The organism is Corallococcus sp. M7 (assembly GCF_054512695.1).
Genome location: NZ_CM137252.1, coordinates 5,973,219 through 5,985,119, shown reverse-complemented (window position 1 = coordinate 5,985,119; position 11,901 = coordinate 5,973,219). Strand labels below are relative to the sequence as shown.

Here is an 11,901-nt window from a genome sequence, read left to right as displayed (position 1 = left end):
GTGACGACGGTCAGACACTCAGTCGACCGGACGCACCTGGACTTCCATCACGGTCTGGTCCGCGTTCGTCGACAGCACCTCGATGATGGTGCCCGTCTTCGGGACCTTCACGCCGGCGTACGGCTGCGTGGCGTACCAGAACTCGTTCGTGTCGTTGAACACCGGCACCGCGGGCTGCGAGGGGTACTCGTTGCGCGGGAAGCCGTTGGGCTTGAGCGACAGCGGGAAGCTGGGGTCCAGACCGAACGTCGCGTCGTGCGTCTGCACGCGGCCGGACCAGTAGCGGCCGTCGCTGCGCTGCAGCGGCTGCGGGCGCGCGTCGACGGGCAGGATGCGGCCCGAGCCCGGGTGCTGCGACACGTTGTTGTTCGGCTGGGAGGTGTCCCAGTAGGTGACGAGCAGGCCGGGGTTGTAGGAGTAGCGCTCCGCCCAGTCGAACAGCCCGTCCGCGCTGAAGCCGTAGTTGTAGGGACCCGTGGCCAGACCCTCGTCGTAGCCGCGGAACTGGCGCCACTCGGCCAGGTAGTAGTTGTCGTAGAGGGTGTTGGTGCCGTCCGTCACGAAGAACGTCGACTTGTCCCACCACTTGTGGCCCCACTCGCCGTCGTCACCAAAGAGGTACGTGTTCTTCGCCCACAGCTGCACGAAGTCCACCAGGAAGCCCTTGCCGAACTCCGCGCCGTCCGTCTTGTAGCGGAGCTTCACGGTGACGGTCTTGCCCGCGTAGGCGGACAGGTCGAACTCCAGGGGAATCCAGCCGCCGGACGCGCCGGTGATGCCGTTGCCCAGGTTGTTGCCCCACGGGTTCGTGGTGCGGCTCACGGGGCTGGGCAGGTTCACGAACGGGCCACCGTCCACGGAGACGGCGACGTAGGCGTAGTCCCAGTCCTCCTCGATGTCGAACCAGGTCTGGAAGGAGAAGGTGATGGGCTTCTTGTTCGGCAGCTTCACCGTCTTCTCCAGCACGCGGTCCAGGTTGTTGCCCTGGCCGCCCTGCCACATGCCCTGGCCCTCGTAGGGGGTGGTGGTGGGCTGCAGCACCGGCTTGCCGGGCAGCTTCACCACGAGCGCCTGCTTCGCGTTCGCGGACGTGAACTCCGCGGGGCCCAGGTTGTGGTACGAGTACAGGCCCGCGTTCGTGGTGGCGTAGTCCAGCCAGCCCAGCTGCAGCTTGTCCCAGGCGAAGAAGTCACCCGGCCGGCTGCCGATGTCCGTGGTGCCGTCGTTCAGGTACGAGCCGGACGACATGATGGTCCAGAAGCCCGTCCCGTTGTCCGCCGCGTTCGTCGTGTCGTAGTGGTCCGGCAGGCCCAGGTCGTGGCCGTACTCGTGCGCGAACACACCCAGGCCGCCGTTCTCCGGCTGGATGGTGTAGTCGCCCACCCACTTGTCGATGCCGGTGCCGAAGCGCGCGCCGCCGTTCTGGTTGTACGCGGGGCCGGCGCCATCCGGGCCCAGGCCCGTGCTGTACGCGAACCAGCGGTGGCTCCACACGGCGTTGGGGCCCTGCGCGCCGCCGCCGACTTCCTCACCCATGCCGGCGTGGACGATCTGGAAGTGGTCGATGTAGCCGTCCGGCTCGTCGAAGTTGCCGTCGCCGTCGTAGTCGTACCGGTCCCACGTGTCGAACGTGTCCAGGTACGCCTTGATCTCCGCGGGCGTCTTGCCGGCGGCCTGCTGGGAGGCGGTCCACGCCTTGATGGCGTCGCTGATCAGCGGCCACACGGAGTTGGAGCAGCTGGAGCTGCCGCACAGGTTGTTGCCGTAGCGGGCGGCGTTGTACGGCACCTTCACCCACTCGGACACCGTGCCGGACACGGTGTAGCGGCCGGAGGACGCGGCCTTGTAGAAGTTCGCCACCGAGTCCGCGCCCGGAGTGGTGTCGAAGTAGAGCTTCTCGAAGTGCTCGCGGTTGTAGTCCGGCTGCCAGATGGTGGTGTTGTCCACCGAGCGGTCCGGGGCCGGAATCTCGTTGTGCAGCGGGCCCGGGATGTTGCCGCCCGGGTTGGTGGTGGGGTTGCCGAACACCGGGTGGATCTGCGTCCCGTACTCCACCAGGATGACGAAGATGCGGTCCGTGCGCTGCAGCTCCAGCTCCACGAACTTGCCGTTGGCCAGCTTCTGCACGCGGCCGGCCTGACCGCGACCCTCCAGGCGCTGCTTCAGCGCCTGGGCCTTCAGCTCCTTCTGCTGCTCACCCAGACGGTGGGGCAGGTCGTCCGTGATGTCCTGCACAACAGCCGCCTTGCGCAGTGAGGCGGACGGCGCGGCGACGTCGGGTTGCGGCTTCTCGTACCACGCACGCTCCGCGTACGCCGACGGCGCCGCGAGCGTGAGCAGGCCCAGGGCCAGCCAAGACGGGTTTTTCCGCATTGCCACTCCTTCAGGGTCAGGTCAGACATCCCGGCGGGGTCCGGGAGTGCCCACTTTCTAGTGGAAGGCACGTCCTTTTGGGAAGACCGGGTGGTTGAATTTTTCCTGCAAGGACGGAGTGGGTCATTCGTCGGCTGGAGGTCGAAAATTCGAGAATGGGTAGGGGCGGTGGGGGGCCAAAGGACTACGGTTCCGGTCCGTTATGGCGCGTTCACGTCCCGTGGATCCCCCGCTGCGGCGGGATGTCCGGCTCTTGGGCCGGCTGTTGGGTGAGGTGTTGGTCGAACAGGAGGGGCAGGCCCTGTTCGAGAAGGAGGAGGAGGTCCGCCACCTGGCCATCCAGCGTCGGCGCGGCCCCGTGGCCGGACGACGCGCCGCGGCGGCGGAGCTGGCGGCGGTGTTGCGGCGGCTGCCGTCGGAACAGGTGGAGCCGGTGCTGCGCGCCTTCTCCGTCTACTTCCAGCTGGTGAACCTGGCGGAGCAGCACCACCGCATCCGCCGCGCGCGGGCCCACGCGAGCCCCACCGCCACCCGGCCCCAGAAGGGGTCGCTGGAGTCGACGCTGCTGGCGCTGAAGGCCGCGGGCGTCAGCGCCGACAAGGTGCGGGAGACGCTGGGGACGCTGAAGGTGACGCTGACCTTCACCGCGCACCCGACCCAGGCGGTGCGCCGCACGCTGCTGGAGAAGCTCTATCGGCTGGCCATGCTGCTGGAGGAGCGCGACCGGTGCTCGCTCACCCCGCGCGAGTCCGCCGCGAACCTCACGGCCATGCGCGAGGAGATCACCGCGCTGTGGCAGACGGACGAATTGCGCCGCGAGCGCCCCACCGTGGGCGACGAGGTGAAGAACGTCCACTGGTACGTGGAGGAGATGCTGTCGGAGCCGGTGGCGCGGCTGCCGGAGGCGCTGGACTGGGCCTTCGAGCGCGCCTATGGCGAGCCCCTGGGCGCGCTGGACACGCCCGTGCGCGTGCACTCGTGGGTGGGCGGCGACATGGACGGCAACCCGCTGGTGACGCCGGAGGTGTTCGCGGACACGCTGCGCGCGCACCGCGCCCGGGGCCTGCGGCTGCTCCTGCGCGACGTGGAGCGGCTGGGCGGCATGCTGTCGCAGTCGGAGCGGCACGCGCGCCCCACGCAGGAGCTGGAGCGCTCGCTGGAGGAGGACGCGAAGGCGCTGCCGGACGTGGCGAAGCAGCAGGGGCCTCGCACGCTGGGCGAGCCGTGGCGCCGCAAGCTGCGCTTCATGGAGGAGCGGCTGACGCTGGCGCTGGAGCACGTGCTCGCGCGGCGGCAGGGGAGGGAGTCCACGCTGCCGGCCGGGGCCTACCGTTCACCGGAGGCGCTGGGAGATGACCTGGCGGTGCTGGAGCGGTCGCTCTTCGCGGCACGCGCGGAGCACGCGGGCCTGCGCGAGGTGCGCCGCATGTCCGAGCGCGTGCGCGCGCTGGGCCTGGGCCTGGGCGAGCTGGAGATCCGGGCCCCCGCCGAGGACGCGGTGAGCGCGGCGGCGTCCTTCAACGGCGGACCGGCCCCCACCGAGGGCGGCAAGCGGCTGTTGGAGGTGCTGGCGAAGCTGCGCGAGGGCCAGGACGAGGGCGGCGAGTCCGTCTGCCGCACGCTCATCCTCTCCATGGCCTCCACCGCGGAGGACGTCCTGGCGGCCTTCCAGTGCCTGAAGCACGCGGGGCTCTGGGACGCGAAGCTCCAGTGCGCCACCGTGGACGTGGCGCCGCTCTTCGAGCAGCTGGGCGCGCTGGACGGCGGGCCGGACGTGCTGCGCCAGCTCTTCACGCATCCGGAGTACCGCCAGCACCTGAAGGGCCGTGGGGTGCAGGAGGTGATGGTCGGCTACAGCGACTCCGGCAAGGAGGTGGGCCTGCTCGCCGCGAGCGCCGCGCTGTACCGCGCGCAGGTGGCGCTCACGCAGGTGGCGGACGAGAACGACGTACCCCTGCGCCTGTTCCACGGCCGAGGCGAGACGGTGGCCCGCGGCGGCGGCCCCGCCCAGACGGCCATCCTCGCGCTGCCGCCGGGCACGGTGGCCGGCGCCTACAAGGCCACCGAACAGGGCGAGGCGATGGACCACAAGTACGCGCGCCCGGAGCTCACCCAGCGCACGCTGGAGCTGGTGGTGGGCGGCGTGCTCTTGCACACGCTGGACGCGCAGCCGCGCCCGTCCCCGGAGGACGAGTCCGCCTTCCGCGCCGCGTTCGACACGCTGGCCGAGTCCGGCCGCAAGGCGTACCGCGCGCTCGTCTGGGAGGACCCGGGCTTCGTGGAGTTCTTCATGAAGGGCACGCCGGTGGAGGAAATTTCGGCGCTGCCCATCGGCTCGCGCCCCAGCAAGCGCAAGGCGGGCGGGCTGGACACGCTGCGCGCCATTCCGTGGAGCTTCGCCTGGACGCAGACGCGCGCCATCCTCCCGGCCTGGTACGGCGTGGGCAGCGCGCTGGAGGCGTACGCGGCCACGCCGGAGGGCGCGGCGCTCCTGCAGCGCATGTACAAGGACTGGCCCTTCTTCCGCGCGGTCATCGACAACGTGACCATGGTGCTGGCCAAGACGGACATGGCCATCGCGGCGCGGTACGCGAAGCTGGCGCCCGCGTCCACGCGGCCCCTGTGGCTGCGCATCCAGCAGGAGCACTCCCGCACGCGCCGCGCGGTGAAGTCGCTCACGGGCGAGGCGAAGCTCTTGGACAACAACCCGCAACTTCAGCGGAGCATCGCGCTGCGCAACCCCTACGTGGACCCCATGTCCTTCCTCCAGGTGGAGCTGCTCAAGCGCAAGCGGGACGGGGACGCGGAGTGCGACCGGCCGCTCCTGCTGGCGCTCAACGGCATCGCTGCGGGCATGCGGAACACCGGTTAGAGAAGAGACCATGGCCCAGGAGACGTTCGTCGTGGAGGAGATCAACCCCAAGCACGGCTTCGCGCGCGTGCGCCCGGAAGAGGGCACGGGGTTGCTGCACACCGCCCTCTATCCGGATCCGGAGTTCACCCAGGCGCCGCCCTTCCAGCTGCGCAAGGGCGACCGGGTGTCCGGCCTCCGCCGGGGACAGACGGTGTCGGAGGTGTCCTGGCTCACGCGCGTGGAGCCGCCCTGGGAGGAGGTGGAGCGCGTGGCGGAGCTGCTCGCGCTCCTGGAGCGCTGGGAGATCCGCATCCCCCACGAGGCCCGCGTCCTGGCCGAGCACGCCTGGCGCGACAGCAAGGACGACCCGCTGCGCGACGAGCTCCAGGCGCAGCTGCCTACCTTCTTCGACCTGGAGGGCGCCCACCCCTTCGAGGACCCGACGCTGCTGGAGCGCCTGTCCGCCGCCATGCAGCCGTACCTGCCGGGGTTCGCCATCCAACCGGTGCAGGGCCAGCCCGCGGTGCGCGTGGAGCCCGGGGCCGTGGAGGTCCAGGCGGGCGTGGGCAGCTGGGACGTGCCGCAGCCCACCTTCGCCCCGATGATCGCGGAGGTGAACGCGAGGCTCGCCGCCGCCGGAGCCCCCGTGCGCTGGGTGCCCACGCGCGAGGACTGGATGCTCGCGCCGCCCGCCCTGGCCGCGCTCCTCCAGAAGCACGGCCTGCTCGAAGCCACCGCGCCCCCCGCCTGAGGGATGGGGCCTCCCGCCGCGCTGTGTCATAAGGTGGTGTGAGGTCAAAGCATTGTCTGGTACAGGACGGAGACCCCCATGCGTCTCCGTCACCTCGCGTCCTTGTTCCTGGGTCTCCTCGTCCTCGCCGGGGCCGGCTGTGAGCCCGCCCCCGAGCGGCGGCTGAACGAGGCCGAGCTTCCACCGCCCTCCGGGCTTCACGTCACCATCGACGGGCACGAGCCGGACACGCACCGGCTGTTCGGCACGGTGGCGAGCGACGCGGGCGCATCCCGGGTGGAGGTGTACGAGGACGGGCGCTTCCTGGGCCATGCCACCCTCGACAGTGGCCGCTGGAACCTGCCCTGGTGGCCGGGTCAGCGCGCGCTGGCGTTGGAGGTGGTGGCGCGCGACAGGCTGGGCTCCGAGGCGCGCGCTCGCGTCGACTTCCAGCACCTGACGTTCGACGCGCGGCCCGGGCTCTATCAGCCGGAGACGCTGCTGGCGTTGCCCACGGCCAGGGGCTTGCGGACGTACTTCACGCGGGACGGCTCCATGCCCACGCCCGAGTCGCCGCGCTACTTCGCCCCCATCGCGCTGCTCGCGCGCTCCACGCCTCCGGTGCGGTGGTCCTTCGTCCCCACGACGGTGCCCGACGCGGCGGAAGGCTCGCGGTGGGTTTCGCCGCTGGAGGAGCCGCCCCAGGTCTCGGTGGTGCGCTACCGGCAGTACAAGGGCACGGAGCCGGTGGGCCCGGTCCGCACGCGCTCGTTCATCATCGGCCGGGAGCCGTACTCGCTGCCGGTGCTGTCGCTCGTCACGGACGCGGCGAACTTCTTCGACCCGGTGACGGGCATCTACGTCCCCGGTCTCGCCGCCGAGGCCCGGCCGGATGATCCGTTCGCGGCCAACTACATGCAGAACGGCAAGGAGTGGGAGCGCCCCGTCCACGTGGAGTGGTTCGAGACCTCCGGCCAGCGCGTGTTCGCCCAGGACGCGGGCGTGCGCATCCACGGCACGGGCAGCGCGGTGCTGCCTCAGAAGAGCCTGCGGCTGTACGCGAAGGAGGACTACGGCCCGAAGACGTTCGCGGGGACGGTGTTCCCCGGCTCTCCGGTGACGGAGTTCACGCGGCTGCTGGTGCGCACGTCCGGACAGGACCAGGGCATCACCAAGCTGCGCGACTGCGTGCTGCAGGGCCTGCTGGCCGAGACGCGGCTCGCGCTCCAGGCCTGCCGTCCCACGCTCGTGTTCCTCAATGGCGAGTACTGGGGCCTGCACGAGCTGCGCGAGCGCCTGGACGAGTACTACCTGGCGTCGCACTACGGCGTGGACCGCAAGAAGGCCGTCATCCTGGAGGGCTCCGGGATCCTGGACGTGGGGGAGGAGGGAGACGAGCAGCCCTATCAGGAGCTCATCGACTACGTGGCGACGCACGACCTGGCGGTGCCGGAGCACCTCGCCTGGGTGAGCGCGCGGATGGATGTGGAGGACTTCATCGACTACCAGGCCGCGCAGCTCTACCTGGGCAACATGGACTGGCCGCGGAACAACGTGAAGTTCTGGCGGCTGCGCACCAAGAAGCCCGAGCCGGACGCGCCGCTGGGACACGACGGGCGTTGGCGCTGGCTCGTGTACGACCTGGACCTCGCCCTGGTGTACGGCCCGGACCAGGACAGCCTGGGGCGCGTGCTGGATGACGCGTCGGAGGTGGAGGCCTGGTCCACGCTGCTCCTGCGGGGACTGCTCCAGTCACCGGAGTTCAAGGCCCGCTTCGTCGAGCGCTTCCTCTGGCACACCGAGCACACCTTCGCCGCGGAGCGGGTGACGGCGGCCCTGGACGCGGCGGCGGAGGCGCTCGAGCTGGAGATGCCCGGCCACGTGGCTCGCTGGAGCCAGCCAGCCTCCGTGGAGGACTGGCGCGTGCACCTGCTGAACCTGCGGGAGACCCTGCGTCAGCGGCCGGCGTTCATGCGCCAGTTGCTGACGCGGTACCTGGGGCCTCAGTAGCCGTAGGAGCCGCTGCGAACGTCCACCAGCCGGCCGTCGCGGAAGATGGCCACCTGCATGAGGCGGTGGGGCCCGAAGTTGTAGGTCCACTCCTCCACGGTCGTGGAGGTGGTGACCTCCGTGGAGGCCTCCCCGTAGCGCGTCTCGCCCCGCGACCCTTCCTTGACCTTCTGGGTCACGTACTCCGTCTTGCTCTGCTTCGTCACGGGCTCGCCGCACTTGGCCAGCGCGTCCGTCATCGAAGCCCCTTCCGACACGAGCTTGTTGTCACAGCGCAGCGCGGACGCGTGGACGAGGGAGGGCAGGGCGAGGGCGGCGACGACGAGAAGGGCGCGCATGGGGAACGCTCCGGGGAGGAGGGAAGGTCAGGGAACACGGCCTGGACGCGGCCGCCCCGAAACTATTCAAACCCCCCGTGCGCTTTCCAGCCGGGCAGGCGCTACAGGCCGCCCTTCGCCTTGAGGGTCCGCGCGACCTCGTCCGCCATCACCCGGTGACCCTCCACGGACGGGTGGATGCCGTCCACCTCCAGCCCGTCGATGAAGAGGTCCACGTTGCCCGGCTGCCGCGTCACGGCCTCCAGGTCGATGAGCTGCGCGCGCGTCAGGGAGCGCAGCCACGCGTTGAACTCGTGGCGCTGGGCCTTCATCAGCTCGAAGTCCCCTCCGTCCGCGCCCATCTTCTCCTTGGGCAGGAGCGTGCTCACCCACAGCTTGCACATGGGCTGGAGCTGATCCAGCAACTGCGTCATGCGCTGCTGCAGCTTCGGCACCGTCATGCCCTCCGCGGCCAGGTCGTTGACGCCCAGCAGGACGACGCAGTCGGTGACGCCCTGCAGGGAGAGCACCTCCTGCGGCAACTGGAGGTTCGCGTCCCAGAAGCCCTGCCCGGACGCGCCCGAGTTCACCACCGGCACCCCGAGCTGCTTCTCCACCCGGGACGGCCACGCGTTGCGCGTGTCGTTCCACGTGCCCGTGTAGCCCTCGGTGATGCTGTCACCAATCGCGACGAAGGCCCGGCCCGGCGCGCCCTCCACGTCCACCGTCGCCACGCCCGTGGCGTACTCCCAGGCCTGGCCGCCCAGCGCGCCCTGCGTCGTCGCGTAGGCGCCGGCCTTCATCCAACTGTCCGGGAACGCCTGGATGCGGCTCTTGCCCAGCGCGCCCTTCACCTCGAAGGAGATGGCCACCTCGTCGCGGAAGCCCACCGGGAACGCGACCGGATCCGACGTCACCAGCGTGCGCGTGCCCGTGGTGAAGCCCGGCTGACCGCCGAAGGTGAGCGCCACCGGCGCGGAGTCCAGCGAGCCGTTGGGCCCCGCCTTCGCCACCGTGGCCCGCTGAAGCGTCAGGCTGCCGTCGCCGGAGCGGAAGGTGACGCGCACGCGGCTGCCCGCGCGCCCCAGGGGCACCTTGAGCCGGTACGTGGTGAAGCTCCCCACGGAGACGGACTCGCGCAGCGACTGATGGAAGGCGGGCTGGAACTTCGCGGGCAGGGGCGCCACGGGCGGAGTGGCCTGCACCTGGTGCCCGTCATGCAGCGTCAGCGTGGGGGCGGCCTCCACGGACTCCGTGGCGGCGGGCGCGTTGACCTCCGCGTCCGTGCGGCCCGGCCCGGAGTCCTCCTCCGGAGCGCGGCCGTCATCCATGCCTCCACACCCCACCAGCACGCACAGGGCCCCGAAACATCCCCAGCGCAGCGCCTTCCTCAGACCCATGCCCACGACCTCCCGGCGCAAGACAATGTGCACGATGTGCCCGCGCGGCGACCCGGGGATTCATGGCGCGCGCCAATCGCGGCGGGCCGTGAACATCCCCACACCGGGCACGGACGGCGCAGGACTTCCCCCACGCGGTGGCGGGCCGGGCCCCTGGAGGACCCGCGCGCTCGCCACCCCGGGCGTGGAAGCTTCCGTCCGTGGGCAATCCGTTGCCTACGGGACGCAGGCCCCCACGTCGCCGTTGTTGTTGATGGGCCGGCAGGTCGCGCCGTTCGCGCACCCCGGTGAGCCCGCGGGCGTGCGGCAGAGCGTCCGGCACGTGCCGCTGCCCTCGGCCATCACGCAGGTGCTGCCCCGTGAACACTGGTTGCTGAACTCGCACGCGGCGCCTTCCCCGAGCGACCCCTGGCCCGCGCACACCGGACCGTTGGCGGCCGGGTAGCAGCCCAGCGGGCTCTCGCAGTCCTGCGCGAACGCATCGCAGCTCGCGGACGCGGGGCCGCACACCAGCGGCAGCTCGCGCGTGCCGGACAGCCGCAGCACGGTGTTGCACTCGCCGGTGCCGCAGTCGGAGGGCGCGTGGCACAGCTTGCGGCAGAAGAAGCCGACGCCGCCGTCGCCCTGCGACTCGTCCTTGCAGTACAGGCCCGCCGCGCACGTGTCATACGTCTGGCCCGGAGGCGACTCGGCCAGCGTGCACGGCGCGCCCTCCGTGGCGGTGCCTTGCGCGACGCACTGGCGCTCGGTGGTGCCGGCGTCGGAGCCCACGTACGTGCACCGCTGTCCGGACGGACAGTCCTGACGGACCACGTCGCACGCGGCCGCGAAGCACTGGCTGCCCGTGCCGCCATCCGCCAGGTCCGTGTACAGACAGCTCTGGCCCGCGGCGCAGCCCTCCTGCTTCGCCACGTTGCACGCGAAGCCGGAGCTCCCGCCGCCGCCATCGCCAGCATCGACAGTCCCGGAATCACCGGCGTCGGTCCCGGAATCCAGGGTCGTCCCCCCATCCGTTGGCGGGCGGACAGTCTCGCCGTCATCGCAGCCCGCCACCCACAGCCCCAGCATCAAGGCTCCACCCAACAACACGAGACGTGCACTCATCCGGAAACTCCTGGCGTCGAAGTAGCCAGGGACTTACACGAGCCATTCCGTTGTCCGGGGGCCCTTGAACCGGGCCTGGAAACCAGCCGACACTTCCGGTCCGAGAACCGAGGGGGTCAGGGTGCGCATGAACACGAAGTTGGATGGTCCGGTGGAACCAGACCCGTACATGAATCGCCGCGCCGAGGAGCGCGTGGCGGCGCGGTTCGAAGTGCGCTTCGAGCAGATGGAGGACGCGGCCAGGGCGCTGCGCGCCTACTCCCTGAATGTGTCCGCGGGTGGCCTGTGCCTGCGCACGCGCAAGTCCTACGACGTGGGCGCGCAGGTGCGGCTGGCCATGGTCATCGACGGCGAGGAGTTCCACCTCACCGGCGTCGTCGCCTGGGTGCGCGACGAGGCGGAGGCCATCGGCGTGCGCTTCATCGACGTGAGCGAAGAGGACCACGAGCGCCTGCGCCGCGTCATCGCGAGCTTCAAGCGCTGAAACGCATCACCCCGCGAAGGCGCCCGGCCAGGATGCCGGGTCCTCGCGGCACCTCCCGCTACTTCTGGGGCTCGTACTCCGAGTGGCGGAACACCCCGGAGTCACCTTCCACGTAGCCGCACGCCCGGTAGAAGGCGCGCGTCTCGTCGGTGACGTTGATGGGGGCGATGAGCTGCAACTGCTTCACGCTCAGCACCTTGCCCCGCTGCGCCACCTGCGCGAGCAGCGCCCGGCCCACGCCCCGGCGGCGCCAGCCCTCGGACACCACCAGCTCGTCCACGGTGGCCACGCGCCCGCGCAGCCGCAGCTGCGGCCGGTGGGAGAAGGACACCATGCCCACCGCGCGGTCCTGCGGGTCTCCCGCGACGAAGATCTCAATCTCCGGATGGCTGATGACCCAGTGCACCGTCTGCTGATCGGTGCCCTGGGGGTAACCCAGCTCGCGCAGCAGCTGGGCCATGACCTCGGCGTCACCACGGCGCGCGCGGCGGATGCGGAAGGCGTTGGCGTCTGGGGCGGGGGTCATGGTGCGGACGATGGGCTGGGACACGGAAGTTGGGATTCTAACGACAGGGCCGCCGGCCTCCAAAGAGGAACGGCGGCCCGGATGTCTTTCTGCGGTGTGGGCG

The 11,901-nt window shown here is 70.7% G+C and carries 9 protein-coding genes; 4 read left to right on the top strand and 5 right to left on the bottom strand.

Annotated elements, in window-relative coordinates; all coding sequences use genetic code 11:
- Positions 1-18: 18 nt before the first annotated feature.
- Positions 19-2,373 (bottom strand): immune inhibitor A domain-containing protein, encoded by a 2,355-nt coding sequence (locus tag ACX114_RS23865; protein ID WP_459288110.1) that lies wholly within the window; start codon positions 2,371-2,373, stop codon positions 19-21.
- Positions 2,374-2,575: 202 nt separating this feature from the next.
- Between ACX114_RS23865 and ACX114_RS23860 the strand changes: the two genes are divergently transcribed.
- The 3 genes from ACX114_RS23860 to ACX114_RS23850 all read left to right on the top strand — a co-directional run bounded on the left by ACX114_RS23860 (position 2,576) and on the right by ACX114_RS23850 (position 7,967).
- Positions 2,576-5,245 carry a phosphoenolpyruvate carboxylase gene (locus tag ACX114_RS23860; protein ID WP_459288109.1) on the top strand — a complete coding sequence of 890 codons (2,670 nt, stop codon included), beginning with the start codon at positions 2,576-2,578 and terminating at the stop codon, positions 5,243-5,245.
- A 10-nt stretch (positions 5,246-5,255) separates the two neighbouring features.
- Positions 5,256-5,978, top strand: a complete 723-nt coding sequence (locus ACX114_RS23855; RefSeq protein WP_459288107.1) for a hypothetical protein — start codon at positions 5,256-5,258, stop codon at positions 5,976-5,978.
- Between the two features lie 78 nt (positions 5,979-6,056).
- Entirely contained in the window at positions 6,057-7,967 is a 1,911-nt protein-coding gene (locus ACX114_RS23850) for a CotH kinase family protein (RefSeq protein WP_459288106.1), read from the top strand.
- Here the strand turns inward: ACX114_RS23850 and ACX114_RS23845 are convergent.
- From ACX114_RS23845 to ACX114_RS23835, 3 genes are all read right to left on the bottom strand, one after another.
- Positions 7,961-8,305 (bottom strand): DUF2845 domain-containing protein, encoded by a 345-nt coding sequence (locus ACX114_RS23845; protein WP_459288105.1) that lies wholly within the window; start codon positions 8,303-8,305, stop codon positions 7,961-7,963. The genes ACX114_RS23850 and ACX114_RS23845 overlap by 7 nt on opposite strands.
- A gap of 101 nt (positions 8,306-8,406) precedes the next feature.
- Positions 8,407-9,684, bottom strand: a complete 1,278-nt coding sequence (locus tag ACX114_RS23840) for an SGNH/GDSL hydrolase family protein (protein WP_459288104.1) — start codon at positions 9,682-9,684, stop codon at positions 8,407-8,409.
- Positions 9,685-9,900: 216 nt separating this feature from the next.
- Positions 9,901-10,788 (bottom strand): hypothetical protein, encoded by an 888-nt coding sequence (locus ACX114_RS23835; RefSeq protein ID WP_459288103.1) that lies wholly within the window; start codon positions 10,786-10,788, stop codon positions 9,901-9,903.
- A 127-nt stretch (positions 10,789-10,915) separates the two neighbouring features.
- Between ACX114_RS23835 and ACX114_RS23830 the strand changes: the two genes are divergently transcribed.
- On the top strand, positions 10,916-11,272 hold the full coding sequence (locus tag ACX114_RS23830) for a TIGR02266 family protein (protein ID WP_014397565.1): 357 nt from the start codon (positions 10,916-10,918) through the stop codon (positions 11,270-11,272).
- Between the two features lie 58 nt (positions 11,273-11,330).
- Here the strand turns inward: ACX114_RS23830 and ACX114_RS23825 are convergent, their stop codons facing one another.
- Entirely contained in the window at positions 11,331-11,822 is a 492-nt protein-coding gene (locus ACX114_RS23825; RefSeq protein WP_120620523.1) for a GNAT family N-acetyltransferase, read from the bottom strand.
- Between the last annotated feature and the right edge of the window lie 79 nt (positions 11,823-11,901).